Consider the following 16620-nt stretch of genomic DNA (forward strand, 5'->3'; position numbering starts at 1 on the left):
TATGAATAATAAAGATAAAGCAATTTTTAAGTTGAAAAAAGCGATTGATGAACTGAACAAAGTTCTTGCTGGAAATAATATCAACGTTTTAGCTATAAGCTCACATCAACAAATAGGTGAGTTTATAAAAGTATTTGAAATTACTTTGCAGAAGGTATTATCGGATAGTATTCCCCCTAAAAATAAAAGGACACTTGGGATAGCACACTTAATCGCAGACCAATGGCCCTTTGACCTTGAGTTGGGAAGTATAATTATCGATGCAGAACAAGCCTATAAAGAATTATAGTTAAATAAGCCGGAAGCGATCCCGGTGATCCTTCCGGCTTTTATTTTAGCCGCCAGCCTGAGCCAGCAGCGCCAGCGCCTGTTGCCGGGTCTGCTCAATCTCCCGCCGCTGCTGCTCAAGCCGAGCCTGCTCCTGGCGCAGTCGCGTTTCCTTGCGGCTGTAGGGGATCAGCACCAGACAGCCGTCCAGTACCTTCAGGCTGACGCCGGTGCCCACCTCAAATCCCGCCTCGGCCAGCCACTTACCCGCAATGTTCACCTGCGGCGTGGTGCGGTCACCGCCCTTTGGACGGTAGCCCTCTTTGGAAGGATCGGTAATGGTGAATTTAAAAACTACGATCTAATTAAAGACTCTCCAGTATATATTGATGGGGTGCTAAAAAATGGTGGCTTCTAATATGATAAACTTTAATTCTGAAATAATATCTGGATGTTCGTTAGGTAATATTAGTATGAATGAAAATATATCTTCATTTATAGATGAAATGTATTCTTTTTTAAGGTTGAGGTTAAGGAGTACTATCTTCCTGATGGGAGTAAAAAGAATGCATATATAATTAATAAAACTATAACGATCGCCACTAATCATGAAGGTTTAATCTTCTCAATTGGTTGCAATCAAGAATATAAAGGGAAGTATAAAAACATATTACATACAGGGCAATCGATGAAAGAGGTTATTGCTTCAAATGAAAAGCAACGTATATTTAATGGCTCAGTCATTATTGACGATGATTTTGGCTTTTCACTTATATTGCCATCACCTTATGATGAAATCGGGGATAGCATCGAAAATATACCTAGTGATTTGATATTTAAAGAAATATATGTTTCTGATTTTTCTTCATGGCGATCAGGTTATTGAATGAGGCTGGATGTTAATCTCTTCGATACAGCTAGTCATTGAAAAGCACTGAGAAAACCACCATAAATAAAAGCCGTAAAAATCCTCTCTGGATCTTTACGGCTAATTTTATCAGTTGCTATTCCTGCATATTACCTCGTTGCACCTGAATCACCACCTTACCAGGCATCAAGCTGAGCGCTAGCGGTTGCCCGGTCAAGCCGCACTGTGTCAACCAGTCTCGTTTCAGGGAAGAGCATTTTCACTGGGATGCGGCCGGTAACCAGACGGACAGACCCGGACAGACAGTCTGGCAGAACCTGCTCCAGAGGCTGAGAGGGGCACGCTGGCGCTACGATGGTTTTGGGCGACTAATCTGGCGTAAGCCCGTGAATGAGGATGTGGAGCAGTCCTTCAGCTATGACGATGAGGATCGCGTGGCTGAAGTGCGCTTCACAGGCCATAAAGCCTACAGCCGCGTTGAATATCGTTACGATCCACTGGGCAGAAGAACGCAGAAAATCCTCCACCATCATAATAAGGCTGCGGAAACCGTCACTTTTCTGTGGAGCGGGCTGCGGATGGTGGGCGAAAGCAGCAGCGCCGCGCCGGAGCGTGACACGCAGTACCTGTACAGCGAAGGAAGCTGGGAGCCGATTGCCCGGGTTGATACCTTCGGTGAACAGTCGGATATTTTCTGGTACCACACGGAGCTGAACGGGCTGCCGGAGCGGATGACCAACGATCGTGGCGAAGTGGTGTGGCGTGGGCGCTTCTCGACGTGGGGGATAACGGAGCAGGAAAGCACCACAGGGTATCAGTCAGTCCAGCAGAACCTGCGCTTTCAGGGACAGTATCTGGACCGGGACTAATTTGCTTCAGCAAAATTGAACATCGCTTCAGCGACGGCCCCGAAGGGGTGAGGCACCACAGGTGCCGAATCAACCGGACTGCACTACAATCTTTTCCGGTATTACGATCCTGTGGGTGGACGGTTTACGCAGCTGGACCCGATTGGGTTGGCGGGTGGGCTGAATACTTATCAGTATGCGCCGAATCCGCTGGGGTGGATTGATCCGCTGGGGCTGACGAGATGTAAGCCCGGAACTGCCTCGGGAAAAGGCAGTAATATTGAAGGGAAATGGTTAAGAGGTACTCATGGTAATGCTGGCTTATTCCCATCATCAATAGCTGATAAATTACGTGGCAGACAATTTAAATCTTTTGACGACTTCAGAGAAAATGTCTGGAAAGAGGTAGGAAATGATTCCCACCTTTCTCAGCAATTTAGCCGTTCAAATATTACCAGGATGAAAGATGGCAAAGCACCAATAGCTCACGATACTCAATGGAATGGGAAAAACAAATCCTATGTTCTTCATCATCGGACGCCTATTCAACATGGAGGCGGTGTCTATGATGTTGATAATATTATTGTTGTTACCCCAAGATAACACCTTGATGTGTTAGATAGGGCTTATCATTTTTGAGGTTGAATATGCAAAGAAAAGAGCTTATCGAGTTAATTGAGAAAATACAGCGCAGTGAAGGTACTGAGGAAGAAGCTGATAATGATATTGACTTGCTTTGTAGTAGCGTTGTTGATCCTCAGGCTGCAAATTATATCTTCCAGGAAGATCTTAGCGCTGAAGAAATAGCCGATAAAATAATGGACTATAAACCGATCACATTATAAAAATAAAGCCTGAAGCGATCATCAAGATCCTTCCGGCTTTTTACTTTCAGCCGCCAGTCTGCTGCTCCACGGTGAGGATCAGCCGGCCTTCATCGATCCTCACCGTTACTGGACAGCCGGTCTCAAATCCCGCCTCCCTGAGCCAGTCACCCTTCAGATGGAGGCTGGGGCTGCGCTAATAGTACGTGGCGGTAATATCCCGGCGGCTCTCATGATAACTTAATTTCAGGAATATAAGAGGAATATATGTATTCTGGAATGGCTGTGTATAATACTGAGAATATAGACGCAAAAACTGCATGCGAACTAGGTGAGAAGTTACTTACCGATATTGGCATGCCTATTACTGGTGCCGGATATTATAAGATGTTAAAAAGTGGTGATCATCTAGGCGATCACGACATCGTAGAGATATCATTCCCTGACTTAAAGGAAAAAATAAAGGATAATGCGGTTACCGCATTTAGAATATATTCAGAGCAGAAAGATGCACAGCCGTGGAATGCATCTTTTGGTTATATGACCAATGAGTTCGGTGGCTTCAATTATATTGATGTGCAATGCCCAAGCGTAGCTGATGACTCCAAGGCTACAACTGAATTTTTAAGTTCACTGTCTGATAATATACCATATTCATATGGTATTAAGTACCGTACTGATAAAGTCACCAAAGCGCTCTATTATGCCACTGGTGATAATATGGTTAATATATATCAATATGAAAATGCATCTTTATTTAAAAGAGAGTGCCCAGGTAGATTTAAAGGTCAAGAACGTTATAAAAATACGATGCTAAGGATGGTTTATCCTATTAATGTGATTAATAGTCATCATCTTGATATTGTTATCGGAAATGTTAACTTGAAAGAGTGGATATCAAGTGATGAAAATTATGGTTCCCTTGAAGGGTTAAACAATAATCTGTGGCTATGGACCGTTGAGGATACTGAACTCGACGAGGTAAATAGGTGTCTTGGTGAGGCCGGAGTATTAATCTCTTGGAAACCATTAGCCACTAAGAAAACAGCTAGAAAACTGCCATAAATAAAAGCCGGGAAGATCATCATTGGATCTCCCCGGTTATTTTTATCTGCTCCCTGCCATTTTTATCTGTTGCTAGGCAAGCATATTGCCCTAGTGAATCTGAATTATCACCTTGCCGGGTATCACGCTGATCGCCAGTGCCTGGTCAGGCCACACTGCGTCAGCCAGTCCCCCGTCAGATGCAGCTCGTCGTTATCCCATATCCAATCCACGTGGATACTACGATGCCTCAATCATTATGTATTTTCATTACTAATTGATTTAAAATAATTTTGTGCAGATAAAAACTATCAAAGTAGGGCGGTAGCGTGATTAAGATCCTAGAGTATGATGCATTTCTGGCGGAGGTATACCACCTGAACCGCTAGTATGATTCGCGGGAGGGATGTTGCCTGTGCCCAGACCCGGTGGGGCTTGCTGGGGGATTAAACCTCTACGCGTACGTTCCGAACTCGTTAAACTGGGTGGATCCGCTGGGGTTGACGAAGTGTAGCTTGGAAGGCAAATATAGAGAAATTGAAAAATCTCCTTTGCCTCCATCCCTTGCTTCAACATTCACTAATAGTGAATATAAAACTGTGATGACCACACAGGATATTACTATGTATCGAGTTTTTGGTGGCACTGCAAAAATAGATGGTTCTTTTGTTTCTACTGTTAGCTCAGGTAGTAGAATACAGGCTAAAATTGATGCTGCACTTTTACCTCAGTGGAAAAATACGAGACAGTTTGAAGCAACCATTCTTGTACCTAAAGGGACCGTTTTACAGTTAGGAGAGGTTGCACCACAAATAACCAAATCTGGAACAATACTCTCTGGGGGAGCAGACCAAATCATTCTTCCACGAGGATGGGATCAGAGTTGGATATTGAATGTTAGAGGAATTAACTCTATTTAGGCTAATATCATGAAAACAAAAAAAGAAGCGTTAAATATCTTAAAGAAAACTTTGTCAGATCTGGAAAAAGAAAAATTGGTTTTTCATAAATTAGATCTTAATGGTATCATTGATAAATATAAGAAAGCAATTCATGATATCGAAATGGATGTTTTAACTTACAACGAAATACATAACTCCGTTAAAGCATATTTAGAAATATATAATGATTATGATAATCCTCTTCTTTATCAAATGTCTGATGCTGAAGAAGCAGTGGAGAGCTATCTTTCATTATGAAGAATATTACTCTTGCATAAAAAATCACTTTTATCGGAAATAGATAAAACAATTGATAATATTGAAGCGGTTATAAAAAGTAAGCGCAAAGAACATTTACGAACTTTTATTAATGATCTTGAACGTTAGGAAGTGAAAGTTATTAATAATGAGATAAATAATAATCCCTTAAGAGGCTTTGCCCGTCGTTATGCAGAAATGTATAACGACTACCTTAATCCAATTACAGATGTTTTGGACAGAATGGAAAAAGCAGTCGATAGCTATTTAGAAAGAGTAGTATAGTTAAATAAGCCGGAAGCGGTCCCTGTGATCCTTCCAGCTTTTATTGTAGCCGCCAGCCTGAGCCAGCAGCGCCAGCGCTTCGTTGCGAAATTCATGCGAGTGCTGCTTACGGGGCTTTATGCTGGTCGATGTTGGTTTTGTCATGAGTCACCTCTGGTTGAGAGTTTACTCACTTAGTCGCGTGTCCACTATTGCTGGGTAAGATCAGTATCTGGACAGGGAGACAGGGCTTCACTACAATCTGTTCCGTTATTACGATCCAGACTGTGGACGTTTTACGCAGCCTGACCCGATAGGGCTGGCGGGTGGGCTGAATCTTTATCAGTATGCGCCGAATCCGCTGGGGTGGATTGATCCGCTGGGGTTGAGTAACTGTTCGATTGATGGTCGACCAGAACCTTACAAAGGTGCAAAAGATGCATCAGCATATCTTCGCTCTATGGGAGTTAACAGAGCACAGAGGAAACAAATAATTGATTCCTTTGAGTTAGAAACTTTATCCGTGCAAAAGGCTGGAAATAACCAGTTTGGGACACGCTTCCATGATTATGGAAAAACTGCCAGAGCTGAAGGGCAATATGTTTTTGAAACATTCACTCCGCAGACGAACAGAACTGGTCTGGCATTACCTCCCGAATGGAATGGTATGACTGGAATTAAACAATGGCAGATAAGTCCAGGTACAACAATGATCAAAGGTAGAGCAGCTGCGCAATTTGAATATGGTGCTCAATATAGTGGTGGCGCAGAGCAAATCTTTGTTCTTCAGCCCTGGAAGTATGGGACTTTATTATGAGATCTTCTTTTGGATTATTATTGAGTGATGCCCTTAAAAAGGTAGTTGACGCAATTATTCGGCATGAGCGTAACGAAGTAGCGCCTCTTTCAATCCAGATTTTAATTCAAGTTAAAAAAGAACTGGAAGAGATGATTAGGGTAATGGATCCAAAAATTTACATGCCGGGATACCCTCGCTTTATTTTAGATTGGCCGGATGAAGATGGACTTATTGATGAGTTAATTAACCTTGCCTATCAATACGGAAAAATAACGAAAAGTTAAATAAAGCCTGAAGCAATCCCCTCTATCCTTCCGGCTTTATTTTTAGCCGCTGACCTGAGTCAGCAACGCCAGCGCCTGATGCCGGGTCTGCACTATCTCCTGCCTCAGCTTCTCAAGGCGTACCTGCTCCTGGCGCAGTCGCGTTTCCTCGCGGCTGTCGTGGATCAGCACCAGACAGCCGTCCAGTACCTTCAGGCTGACGCCGGTGCCCACCTCAAATCCCGCCTCGGCCAGCCACTTACCCGCAATGTTCACCTGCGGCGTGGTGCGGTCACCGCCCTTTGGACGGTAGCCCTCTTTGGAAGGATCGGTAATGGTGAATTTAAAAACTACGATCTAATAAAAGACTCTCCGGTATATATTGATGGGGTGTTAAAAAATGGTGGCTTCTAATATGATAAACTTTAATTCTGAAATAATATCTGGATGTTCGTTAGGTAATATTAGTCTGAATGAAAATATATCTTCATTTATAGATGAAATGTATTCTTTTTTTAAGGTTGAGGTTAAGGAGTACTATCTTCCTGATGGGAGTAAAAAGAATGCATATATAATTAATAAAACTATAACGTTCGCCACTAATCATGAAGGTTTAATTTTCTCAATTAGTTGCAATCAAGAATATAAAGGGAAGTATAAAAACATATTACATACAGGGCAATCGATGAAAGAGGTTATTACTTCAACTGAAAAACAACGTATATTTAATGGCTCAGTCATTATTGACGATGATTTTGGCTTTTCACTTATATTGCCATCACCTTATGATGAAATCGGGGATAGCATGGAAAATATACCTGGTAATTTGATATTTAGAGAAATTTATGTTTCTGATTTTTCTTCATGGCGATAAGGTTACTGAATGAGGCTGGATGTTAATCTCTTCGATACAGCTAGTCATTAAAAAGCACTGAGAAAACCACCATAAATAAAAGCCGTAAAAATCCTCTCTGGATCTTTACGGCTAATTTTATCAGTTGCTATTCCAGCATATTACCTCGTTGCACCTGAATCACCACCTTACCAGGCATCACGCTGAGCGCTAGCGGTTGCCCGGTTAGGCCGCACTGTGTCAACCAGTCTCGTTTCAGGGAAGAGCATTTTCGCTGGGATGCGGCCGGTAACCAGACGGACAGACCCGGACAGACAGTCTGGCAGAACCTGCTCCAGAGGCTGAAAGGGGCACGCTGGCGCTACGATGGTTTTGGGCGACTAATCTGGCGTAAGCCCGCGAATGAGGATGTGGAGCAGTCCTTCAGCTATGACGATGAGGATCGCGCGACTGAAGTGCGCTTCACAGGCCATAAAGCCTACAGCCGCGTTGAATATCGTTACGATCCGCTGGGCAGAAGAACGCAGAAAATCCTCCACCATCATAATAAGGCTGCGGAAACCGTCACTTTTCTGTGGAGCGGGCTGCGGATGGTGGGCGAAAGCAGCAGCGCCGCGCCGGAGCGTGACACGCAGTACCTGTACAGCGAAAGAAGCTGGGAGCCGATTGCCCGGGTTGATACCCTCGGTGAACAGTCGGATATTTTCTGATACCACACGGAGCTGAACGGGCTGCCGGAGCGGATGACCAACGATCGTGGCGAAGTGGTGTGGCGCGGGCGCTTCTCGACGTGGGGGATAACGGAGCAGGAAAGCACCACAGGGTATCAGTCAGTCCAGCAGAACCTGCGCTTTCAGGGACAGTATCTGGACCGGGACTAATTTGCTTCAGCAAAATTGAACATCGCTTCAGCGACGGCCCCGAAGGGGTGAGGCACCACAGGTGCCGAATCAACCGGACTGCACTACAATCTTTTCCGGTATTACGATCCTGTGGGTGGACGGTTTACGCAGCTGGACCCGATTGGGTTGGCGGGTGGGTTGAATACCTATGCCTTTATGGCTGACCCGATGGTTTGAGTGGATCCGCTGGGGTTGAGTGGTTGCTCCACTATTGGCGGGTACGATCACACAACTCAGCTTTGCCTCTATCCATCTTTAATTGAGGCCGGCTATAAGGGTAGATGATATTTTTGTTAAGAACCGGAAAAGATGCACTGGGTTTTCCATATGAATTATCCCGGGCAAGAGACTACTCTCTGAATATTCCCCCCACTATTGCTGAACATGAATTCTTTAACTGATTTTTTATTTTTTCAGGAGGTATCAGGTAGTATGGATTTTTTCATAATATTTATTTTCGTCTTTCTTGTTGGTTTTTATACAGGCCGTAAGTCGGGAAGAAAAAAACCAGCCGTCGTGCATAGTAATGCTAATTTCCCTTCAACATATCCCCCTCTGTCCCGGCCCTATACACCACCTAAAAAATTCAGACACTCACGGTGGGAGGACAGGGATGAATTATTTTGGAATATGCTTAGGGAGGGAGTTTATTTAAAGAGAAAAAGAAGTGGCTTCTTGTTAAGTGAAGTGGAGAACATTTACCGTGAGCAACTTGAAGAGTGGTTTGGACAGTATTGCTATATTAATAGCCAGGTATCTTTGGGACAGCTGATTGATTTTCCTGAGCAGTCAGGTTTTTCAGAAGAGGAACGCAAGCGGTTCTTCTCTATTTTCAATGGAATGGCAATGGATTATGTATTGGTTTCAAAAAAAACTAACCGGATTGTATGTGTTATTGAACTGAATGATGCTTCGCATAATGAAGCTGGCAGAATTGAAAGGGATAAAAAGCTGGAGGCGCTGATGTCGACCTGCGCAATACCTTTTCTGCCGGTAAACATTCAGGATATACACAGAGAACCAAATATCTGGGAAGTAAGAGCTAATACATTAGCGGGATCTACCTGAATACGCATTGATAACATTCCTTTGATTTTTCGGCGCATCAGCGTCGATCGTGCAGGCGTATGGCTGCTGGATCCGCAAAGTTAATCACTACCGCGCCCGACCGGTGGGCGCGGCCAGTCAGGGAAATCACTATGTTTGATCGTATCACCGTCCAGCTGCCCGTCGCGGGCCTGCTGTTCTGGAAACTGAGCGGCAGAGAGGCTCTCTCGCACGCCTTTGAGATAACCGTGGAGCTGCTGAGCACCGATGCGCGCATTGAGCGCAAGGCGCTGCTCGGCCAGCCGCTTACCGTCTCCATCCCCACCCGGGGGCTGACGGGCGGCACCCGCTATCTGAATGGCAAAATCACCCGCATGGCGGTCAGCAGCACCGAGCTGAGCGGCACCCGCTACGCGGTCTACCGCCTGACCATGGAGCCGGACCTGTGGCCGATGAAGCGCGACCGCAACCTGCGTATCTTCCAGAACCAGACCGCGCCGGAGAGCATCAAAACGCTGCTGCGCGAGTACGGTGTGAACGTCGAGGACCGGCTGACCGGCAGCTACCGGGTATGGGAGTACAGCGTACAGTATCAGGAGAGCAGCTTTAATTTTATCAGCCGCCTGATGGAGCTGGAGGGCATTTACTACTTCTTCCGCCACGAAGCGGACAAACATACCCTGGTGCTGATGGACAGCGCGCAGCAGCACCAGCCGTTTGCGGGCTACGAGGCCATTCCCTATCACGTCACGCCCTCCGGGGGCAGCACCAGTGAGGAGGGGATCAGCCAGTGGAGCCTGGAGGATAAGGTGACGCCGGGGCTGTACAGCATCGACGACTACGACTTCCGCAAGCCAAACGCGTGGATGTTCCAGGCGCGGCAGAACCCGGCCTCGCCGTCGCCGGGGCAGATAGACGTCTACGACTGGCCGGGACACTTTGTGGACCACGACCACGGCGAGTTCTACGCCCGCATCCGTCAGGAGGGGTGGCAGGTGGAGCACCAGCAGATCGCCGCCCGCGGCACCGCGCTGGGGCTGGCACCGGGCAACACCTTCACCCTGCTGAACGCGCCCTTCTTCAGCGACAACGGCGAATACCTGACTACCGAAGCGATCTACACCTTTGAAGAGAACCGCTACGCCAGCGGCGACGACAGCAGCACCACCCACAGCATTGCGGTGCAGGTGATCCCGTCGGACATCACCTTCCGCGCCGAACCGCGCACGCCGTGGCCGCGCACCCATGGCCCGCAGACCGCGAAGGTGGTGGGGCCGCAGGGCGAGTCGATCTGGACCGATAAATATGGCCGCATCAAGGTGAAATTCCACTGGGACCGGCTGGCGAAAGGGGACGACACCAGTTCCAGCTGGGTGCGCGTCTCCAGCGCCTGGGCGGGACAGGGCTTCGGCGGGGTGCAGATCCCGCGGGTGGGCGACGAGGTGGTGATCGACTTTATCAACGGGGATCCGGACAGGCCGATTGTCACCGGCCGGGTGTACAACGAAGCGAGCATGCCGCCGTGGGCGCTGCCTGCCGCCGCGACGCAGATGGGTTTTTTGAGCCGGAGTAAGGATGGCTCGCCGGACAACGCCAACGCCCTGCGCTTCGAGGATAAAGCGGGGGAGGAGCAGGTGTGGATGCACGCCGAGCGCAATATGGATACGGATATCGAAAATGACGAGACAAGGTTCGTTGGCAGTAATCGAACCAAGACCATTGGTGGAAATGAAATCACTGAGGTTAAGAAAAACCGTACGGAAACGGTCGATCAAAATGAAACAATTACTGTTCATCAAAACCGCACCGAGACGGTGGATGGCAATGAAACCATTACCGTGCACAGTAATCGTACGGAAACAGTGGATATGAACGAAAATATTCGTATTGGCCAGAATCAGTCGGTCAATATTAATGGCAATCAGTCGCTGCAGGTTGACCAGGGCAAGACGGAAACTATTGTCCTCGCATCTATGCTTAATGTTGGCCTGGCGCAAAATACCAATATCGGAGCGGCCTACGTACTTAACGTAGGTGCAGGCTGGATGACGAATACCGGCGCCATGCAGATGCACAACGTAGGTATGAAATATTCTGTTAATAGCGGCAGAGATATTAACCTTTCAGCGGGTACCACCGCTGATTACAGCGCAGAAGATAAGATTTCACTGGTTTGTGGCGAGGCGATGATTGTTCTGGAAAAGGATGGCACCATCACGATTAGCGGCACTAAACTCAAATTAGTCGGTGAAAAAGAAATCGACCTGGATGGCACAAAGATAGATATCAACTAATTATGGAAAACTTCAAGAATCTGACGGCATTCCCCGCCCTGATGTTTGACTCTTTAGATCCGCACGATCATGGCTTCTCCACCGTGGTGGCACGTCTCAGCTATGATATGGATATTCAGAGTGGTGGTCTGAAGCTATGCCAGGACCAGGGGGAACTGGTTGAGCAGGACTGCTACTTTGGAGAAATCGGGCGTAGCAGTACGCGCTTCGAAAGTGATTTGGCGCCTTTTAAACCTCGCCTGGACGTAATAATTAATGCTACCGCCTGGGCACCTGGTGATAAACCTGTAAAGACATTTACCGCTGGCATTCAGGTAGGAGACTTTACCCGACTGATTAAAATTACCGGGCCACGCGAGTGGCGAAAAATGATTACCAGCTGGCAGCTCAGTGATGCACAGCCTGTCGCTTCCCTTGATTTACGCTATGAATATGCTCCGGGAGGATTTTACCCTACAGAAGGTAAAGACGTTATTGCCTCCCCGGCTAATACGGTTGGTATGGGATGGTTTCCTCCTGAACTGCTAAAGAAGAGCAAAACACAACAGCTGCCCGCTCCTCAAATTGAATGGGTTACTCATCCTGTCGAAAAGATTGATCGCGTGATGCAGCCCGCCGGATTTGGATTTTATGGGCGTGGATGGCAGGGGCGTATTGAATATGCCGGAAGCTACGACCTGAAATGGCAAAAGGAACGGCATCCTCTGTTACCAGATGATTTTACCTATGACTACTGGTGTGGCGCGCATCCATTTATGCAGTTCCCCTTTCCAGAACCACTCAAATCAGTACCGATCAGGCTTCGCTATCTGATTGCAGCCAGCGAAGTGGCTAATCAGCAAATCGACCTTAACGTAGCCGTAGAATCACTTTTTGTATTTGTCACAACAGAGAAGGGCGCTGGAGTGGCAAAAGATATGATTCTGGATACGCTGGTTATCGATCTGCCGTCACGAAAAGTGCACTGTAGCTACCGGGTGGTGATATCAGAACTTATGGCACCAGTAATAACCGAACTCCGGTTTATCGCATCCGATGAAAGGCAACAGCAACTGGTTACCGCAGCCCGGCTTAATAACGATCCTCACTCCAGCGAGTTTGTACCTTTACCGCCAGGCCTGCTAGGCAAAATTAAGGAGGAAAAAACGCGTGGCTGAGAATTATGCTGCCCGTAAGGACGGGAGCTATAAAGTTGTGGGAATGGCACCGGATCTCTGTTTTACACCGGGTATACCAACTCCGGTTCCGTATCCGGTCACTACTACGCTTGCTCCTGCAAAAAGTACGGTGGATTCTGTGAGCTTCAATGGACACCCTGCTTTTGTTTATGATCAAAGCTTTATTCCCATCACAATAGGTGATGCGGCCGGAATCAACAAAGGTGTTGTTAGCGGCACGGTTGAGGGAGACTGCTGGCCAATAGAACACAGCCCGGATACCTGGATTGGTGGACATCCTTTAAATCGTGTTAGCGATCTTTTTGCCATGAATGGCAAAGCAACGGGTGGCCGTGGCGGGCCGCTGACAAAACATGAAGCATGGGAACGTCGTAGGGGGCTGATAGCGAAGGGAAAACAGAGCAGCGATCTAAAGATTCGTGCCGCTGCAGAACGCCTTGAGCTGAATAACACTGGGATTGAAAAAGCAAAACTTGCAGATTATGTCTATGAACCACGCGATTCATCAAAACCTATGCCACCTATCCCAGAAGGTTGGAGTGATGTTAGTGAAGATCCTAAGGCTTTAGCAAAATTTAATTTAACACCTGAAAACCTGCAGATAGAGGGGCAACCCGGTTTTAGATCAAGAGTCTATGTCCCTGATGAAAAAGTTTTCGATAAGGATATGTTAGCCTCAGTCGTTTTCCGCGGCACACGCATGGAAGAAGTGGTGGACTGGAAAAATAACCTGCAACAGGGAGTGGGCACAAAATCAGAATATTACAAGCAAGCTGTGAGGATAGGTAACAGGATAGAACGTTCTTCAGCACCTGTAGATACTGTGGGTCATTCGCTTGGAGGAGGCCTTGCTTCCGCTTCATCCAGAGCAAGTGGCAAACCTGGCTGGACTTATAATTCTGCGGGATTAAAATCAACTACAGTTGAAAAATACGGTGGGAAAATAATCACACCGAAGCAGGGGGAAAATATCATCGCATATCGCGTGAAAGGGGAAATACTCACTTCCATCCAGGAACCAGGGTTCTGGGGAGGTGCAGCAATTATTACTGGTTTGGGCGTTATGGGATTAGGCGCAATGGGGGTAGGGATAGTAACGTCGCCAAAATCGGTTGGTATCCGCCATGATATGGAGGGTGGGACGGGCAGTAAAATTGATATGCACGATGCTAAACAAGCTATTCACTGCATTGAGCTGGAAAAAAAATCGGATGAGACGCTATTGATTTCTCAATAAGGGTTATTATGCTTAAAAAATTAACCGGCATATTGAAAAAAATAAAAAAAATTCAGGTGTTGAGCGCCTTCGTAATGTTTTTCTTAGTTTCAGGATGTCATGCAATGAAAAAATATCCACCGGAAAATTTTTTCCATGGTACACAGCTAACACTCGCTCAGGATATATATGATAGTAATGTTGATGCGATAAAAAAAGATGTCGAAAAAACAGATTTAAATAAACCCGGCAGGCAGGATATGACGTTGCTTTTCTATGCTTTTCAATCAGCATCAGATAAAGACGCTTCCCGGTTAAATATTATTTCAGAACTCGTGAGGTTAGGTGCTAATCCACTACAACGGGTCCCTGATGTGGGTAGTGTTGCTGGAGTGGCTGCACGTGCAGATAGTCCTGTATTTATGCAGGCCTTGCTAAAGGGCGGCATGAGCCCAAATGTGAAAATAATGAACACACCTGTTATTATGGTTGCCGCTGATGATGAAAGAATCCCCACAATGGATTTGTTGTTGAAAAATGGGGCTGATGTTAATCAAAGAGATTCTCTGGGAGCTACAGCTTTGATGGCTGCACTTGATGGTATCCAGCTTGATGCAGTTAGCTGGTTACTGGATAAGGGAGCCGATCCGCGATTGACTGAGACGAATAGCGGTTGGTCTTTCTCTAAACAGCTCCTGTCAGCACAAAAAAAGTTAGGCGGTGATAAAAAAGTGGATAAAAAACTTCAAGAAATTATTGATAAAGGTATTGCGCATGGTATGGAGTGGCCTCCGTCAGCCCACTGAATATGATATTTTTCAATCCAAACTATTCACTGTATGGAACTAAATAATGCGTAAGGATAAGTATTAATATGGTTTACAGGACCATTCTTACCCTCAATGGGTGTGGGGAGTTAATCTCTTGATATCTCTGCATCAGTCGGCGTTCGTTACGGGGGATTAGCACTATATCGGTATTGCTCAGTCTGTTGGTGATGATGGTCAGTTTAGTGATTGATCAGGTCGTACAATTCGGAGGTGAGGTCATTTGAAGGGATATACTGTTCCGAACAGTTATTTATCTTAATTGAGAAGAGAGCTTGCGTGAATAAAACACCTTACTTTAATAATTTTTCTATATGCGTTTAATTTATTTTTTTATTGGCTGTATAGCTGGATGCAATAAAATGAAAAAAGCAAATCAGAAAGGTATTTTAGCGTATGCCGATTAATATTTTATCAGCAAATCGAGAGTGTTAATCTAAATGGAGTAAAAGAGTATGAAAAAAATTGAATCAAATATGTCAGGTATCGATAACATTACATTGCTCTTCTATTTTTACAGGCAGCAGGTGACAAATGTTCTAAAAAAATCGAGCAGATTCGTTTGCTAGCTTCAATAAAAGGCATGCAATGGCCTCCGGCTAAATATTTAGGATTTTTATAATTAATCTCCTCTAATTTAGTAAGTATATTACTCGCCTCATTGATATCAATACAATGGGTGAGAAGTGCCTGTCTTTGAATGGAATCCAATCAGGTTAGCGATCGGGGTTAAGGGTGGGATTGGTAAATTGATACGACTTAAAGATTAATTTTAAGAGGTGTTAATGGATTTAGTGATTATTATCAAGAGAATGATAACCTCCACGATTGTTATCTCATCATTGGTCTTTATACTGGCATGCAATAAAATGAAGAATAACTCCCCTGAGAGCTACTTTAATGGGAATGAGCTGATATTGGCGCAAGAAATTCAGAAGGGCCACCTGGATAATGTCCAAAAAATCGCTCCCGGTACGGATCTGAACAAGCCAGGGAAACAGGATATGACATTGCTTTTTTATACGCTGAAAACAGCTTATGGAGAAAAACAAAATCAGCTTAAAATTCTCTCAGAAATGGTTAAGCTGGGGGCCAATCCGCTTCAACTCGTGCCGGATATGGGCAGCGTGGCTCAGGTTGTCGCCCGATCTGACAGCCCGGCTTATATGAATGCTTTGCTGGAGGGTGGAATGAGCCCGAATGCTGTTGTGGAAGATACACCGATCATATTTGATACGGCAACTGCCCATAGCTTTGACGTATTGAAACTGCTTGTATCCCGTGGAGCTGATGTCAATAAGAAAGATAGTCTTGGGCAAAATGTTTTAATTGAGGCCTTAGCAAGTATGCAGTTAGATCAGGTTGAATGGTTATTGAACCACGGTGCCAATCCAACCCTGAAAACAGTCAATGGCTGGCGTTTTGGAAACATGCTTGAAAAATCAATAAAAAGTGAAGGTTCCGTACATTCAAAAACAGGCGCTAAACTTGCAGAGATAAAAGATCTCGCGATAAAAAAAGGCATGAAGTGGCCCCCTGCCTCATATTAGATTTCGTCTGATTTTTCCTCTAAAGATGTTGGTATGCTCATCGGTTATATTACCGGTGAGTAATATTAATAAATAACTTATAAACCTGATGCTTTCTTTATCAGTGAAAGAGAGGCTGATTCTTATTTTTAACTGTGCGATGTGATTTTATCACCTTATTGTTTGAGGTGTGCCGGATAAGTATAATCTTTAAGTTGATTTGCTCCATCTTTTCAGTATGAGGTTATTGTTCTACCTCAAATAAACTGCTTACAGACACCAATAGCACTGACTTCTATTTAAAATTTGAGTTTTTATTTCAGCATCTATTAATCATATTTTCGATGATCTTTATAAATCTGTCTTTCAACATTATTTAATTAAACTGCATCGTAGCA

At 45.4% G+C, this 16620-nt stretch carries 24 protein-coding genes and 3 pseudogenes; 21 read left to right on the forward strand and 6 right to left on the reverse strand.

What is annotated here, in order from left to right; translation table 11 throughout:
• The first annotated feature begins 1 nt into the window (after position 1).
• A complete protein-coding gene (locus AAGR22_RS03650; protein WP_067710481.1) occupies positions 2–289 on the forward strand; it encodes a hypothetical protein in 288 nt (95 codons plus the stop codon).
• A gap of 45 nt (positions 290–334) precedes the next feature.
• Here AAGR22_RS03650 and AAGR22_RS03655 read toward each other — a convergent pair whose 3' ends face one another.
• Positions 335–628 carry a SymE family type I addiction module toxin gene (locus AAGR22_RS03655; RefSeq protein WP_082804232.1) on the reverse strand — a complete coding sequence of 98 codons (294 nt, stop codon included), beginning with the start codon at positions 626–628 and terminating at the stop codon, positions 335–337.
• 327 nt (positions 629–955) lie between these two features.
• On the opposite strand from AAGR22_RS03655, the gene AAGR22_RS03660 reads away from it, so the two are divergent.
• Positions 956–1153 (forward strand): hypothetical protein, encoded by a 198-nt coding sequence (locus AAGR22_RS03660; protein WP_345830346.1) that lies wholly within the window; start codon positions 956–958, stop codon positions 1151–1153.
• 118 nt (positions 1154–1271) lie between these two features.
• Here AAGR22_RS03660 and AAGR22_RS03665 read toward each other — a convergent pair whose 3' ends face one another.
• Complete coding sequence (locus AAGR22_RS03665) at positions 1272–1367, reverse strand: hypothetical protein (RefSeq protein WP_345830348.1); 96 nt, start codon at positions 1365–1367, stop codon at positions 1272–1274.
• 4 nt (positions 1368–1371) lie between these two features.
• Here AAGR22_RS03665 and AAGR22_RS03670 point away from each other — a divergent pair.
• Together AAGR22_RS03670 and AAGR22_RS03675 are read left to right on the forward strand one after the other, a co-directional pair.
• A pseudogene (locus AAGR22_RS03670) lies at positions 1372–2586 on the forward strand (RHS repeat-associated core domain-containing protein); the annotation flags it as partial.
• A gap of 44 nt (positions 2587–2630) precedes the next feature.
• Positions 2631–2828: a hypothetical protein gene (locus AAGR22_RS03675; protein ID WP_067710477.1), complete on the forward strand. Its 198-nt coding sequence runs from the start codon at positions 2631–2633 to the stop codon at positions 2826–2828.
• A 73-nt stretch (positions 2829–2901) separates the two neighbouring features.
• Here the strand turns inward: AAGR22_RS03675 and AAGR22_RS03680 are convergent.
• A pseudogene (locus AAGR22_RS03680) lies at positions 2902–3072 on the reverse strand (SymE family type I addiction module toxin); the annotation flags it as partial.
• A gap of 2 nt (positions 3073–3074) precedes the next feature.
• On the opposite strand from AAGR22_RS03680, the gene AAGR22_RS03685 reads away from it, so the two are divergent.
• The 4 genes from AAGR22_RS03685 to AAGR22_RS03700 all read left to right on the forward strand — a co-directional run bounded on the left by AAGR22_RS03685 (position 3075) and on the right by AAGR22_RS03700 (position 5335).
• Positions 3075–3872 (forward strand): hypothetical protein, encoded by a 798-nt coding sequence (locus AAGR22_RS03685; protein WP_345830350.1) that lies wholly within the window; start codon positions 3075–3077, stop codon positions 3870–3872.
• Positions 3873–4366: 494 nt separating this feature from the next.
• Positions 4367–4771, forward strand: coding sequence for a hypothetical protein (locus AAGR22_RS03690; RefSeq protein WP_231877694.1), 405 nt, complete (start codon positions 4367–4369; stop codon positions 4769–4771).
• Between the two features lie 9 nt (positions 4772–4780).
• Complete coding sequence (locus AAGR22_RS03695; protein ID WP_067710473.1) at positions 4781–5050, forward strand: hypothetical protein; 270 nt, start codon at positions 4781–4783, stop codon at positions 5048–5050.
• Between the two features lie 132 nt (positions 5051–5182).
• Positions 5183–5335, forward strand: a complete 153-nt coding sequence (locus tag AAGR22_RS03700; protein WP_231877693.1) for a hypothetical protein — start codon at positions 5183–5185, stop codon at positions 5333–5335.
• Here the strand turns inward: AAGR22_RS03700 and AAGR22_RS03705 are convergent, their stop codons facing one another.
• On the reverse strand, positions 5336–5479 hold the full coding sequence (locus AAGR22_RS03705; protein WP_156485057.1) for a hypothetical protein: 144 nt from the start codon (positions 5477–5479) through the stop codon (positions 5336–5338). It lies immediately after the preceding gene.
• A 97-nt stretch (positions 5480–5576) separates the two neighbouring features.
• Here AAGR22_RS03705 and AAGR22_RS03710 point away from each other — a divergent pair.
• The 3 genes and pseudogenes from AAGR22_RS03710 to AAGR22_RS03720 form a co-directional block, all read left to right on the forward strand.
• A pseudogene (locus AAGR22_RS03710) lies at positions 5577–5642 on the forward strand (hypothetical protein); the annotation flags it as partial.
• A 57-nt stretch (positions 5643–5699) separates the two neighbouring features.
• Positions 5700–6131 (forward strand): hypothetical protein, encoded by a 432-nt coding sequence (locus tag AAGR22_RS03715; protein ID WP_345830354.1) that lies wholly within the window; start codon positions 5700–5702, stop codon positions 6129–6131.
• Complete coding sequence (locus AAGR22_RS03720) at positions 6128–6397, forward strand: hypothetical protein (RefSeq protein ID WP_067710471.1); 270 nt, start codon at positions 6128–6130, stop codon at positions 6395–6397. The genes AAGR22_RS03715 and AAGR22_RS03720 overlap by 4 nt, the downstream gene beginning before the upstream one ends.
• A gap of 42 nt (positions 6398–6439) precedes the next feature.
• Here the strand turns inward: AAGR22_RS03720 and AAGR22_RS03725 are convergent, their stop codons facing one another.
• Positions 6440–6733, reverse strand: a complete 294-nt coding sequence (locus AAGR22_RS03725; protein WP_345831542.1) for a SymE family type I addiction module toxin — start codon at positions 6731–6733, stop codon at positions 6440–6442.
• Positions 6734–6776: 43 nt separating this feature from the next.
• On the opposite strand from AAGR22_RS03725, the gene AAGR22_RS03730 reads away from it, so the two are divergent.
• Positions 6777–7250: a hypothetical protein gene (locus AAGR22_RS03730; protein ID WP_345830356.1), complete on the forward strand. Its 474-nt coding sequence runs from the start codon at positions 6777–6779 to the stop codon at positions 7248–7250.
• Positions 7251–7377: 127 nt separating this feature from the next.
• On the opposite strand, the gene AAGR22_RS03735 is transcribed toward AAGR22_RS03730, so the two are convergent.
• The gene (locus AAGR22_RS03735) at positions 7378–7473 is read right to left on the reverse strand and encodes a SymE family type I addiction module toxin (RefSeq protein WP_231877692.1); all 96 of its coding nucleotides are present in this window, start codon (positions 7471–7473) and stop codon (positions 7378–7380) included.
• Between the two features lie 166 nt (positions 7474–7639).
• Here AAGR22_RS03735 and AAGR22_RS03740 point away from each other — a divergent pair, with 166 nt between their 5' ends.
• From AAGR22_RS03740 to AAGR22_RS03780, 9 genes are all read left to right on the forward strand, one after another.
• Positions 7640–7939: a hypothetical protein gene (locus tag AAGR22_RS03740; protein WP_345830357.1), complete on the forward strand. Its 300-nt coding sequence runs from the start codon at positions 7640–7642 to the stop codon at positions 7937–7939.
• A gap of 33 nt (positions 7940–7972) precedes the next feature.
• Entirely contained in the window at positions 7973–8110 is a 138-nt protein-coding gene (locus AAGR22_RS03745) for a hypothetical protein (protein ID WP_345830359.1), read from the forward strand.
• 111 nt (positions 8111–8221) lie between these two features.
• Positions 8222–8308 (forward strand): hypothetical protein, encoded by an 87-nt coding sequence (locus tag AAGR22_RS03750; protein ID WP_345831543.1) that lies wholly within the window; start codon positions 8222–8224, stop codon positions 8306–8308.
• A 255-nt stretch (positions 8309–8563) separates the two neighbouring features.
• Positions 8564–9199 carry a DUF2726 domain-containing protein gene (locus AAGR22_RS03755; protein WP_345830360.1) on the forward strand — a complete coding sequence of 212 codons (636 nt, stop codon included), beginning with the start codon at positions 8564–8566 and terminating at the stop codon, positions 9197–9199.
• 131 nt (positions 9200–9330) lie between these two features.
• Complete coding sequence (gene tssI, locus AAGR22_RS03760; RefSeq protein ID WP_345830362.1) at positions 9331–11472, forward strand: type VI secretion system tip protein TssI/VgrG; 2142 nt, start codon at positions 9331–9333, stop codon at positions 11470–11472.
• A 2-nt stretch (positions 11473–11474) separates the two neighbouring features.
• Positions 11475–12629: a DUF2169 domain-containing protein gene (locus AAGR22_RS03765; protein WP_345830364.1), complete on the forward strand. Its 1155-nt coding sequence runs from the start codon at positions 11475–11477 to the stop codon at positions 12627–12629.
• The gene (locus AAGR22_RS03770) at positions 12622–13887 is read left to right on the forward strand and encodes a PAAR-like domain-containing protein (protein WP_345830366.1); all 1266 of its coding nucleotides are present in this window, start codon (positions 12622–12624) and stop codon (positions 13885–13887) included. The genes AAGR22_RS03765 and AAGR22_RS03770 overlap by 8 nt, the downstream gene beginning before the upstream one ends.
• 8 nt (positions 13888–13895) lie before the next feature.
• Positions 13896–14672: an ankyrin repeat domain-containing protein gene (locus AAGR22_RS03775; RefSeq protein ID WP_082804170.1), complete on the forward strand. Its 777-nt coding sequence runs from the start codon at positions 13896–13898 to the stop codon at positions 14670–14672.
• 806 nt (positions 14673–15478) lie between these two features.
• On the forward strand, positions 15479–16243 hold the full coding sequence (locus AAGR22_RS03780) for an ankyrin repeat domain-containing protein (RefSeq protein WP_345830369.1): 765 nt from the start codon (positions 15479–15481) through the stop codon (positions 16241–16243).
• The last annotated feature ends 377 nt before the right edge of the window (positions 16244–16620 follow it).

This window comes from Erwinia sp. HDF1-3R (genome assembly GCF_039621855.1).
Taxonomy (GTDB): Bacteria; Pseudomonadota; Gammaproteobacteria; order Enterobacterales; family Enterobacteriaceae; genus Erwinia.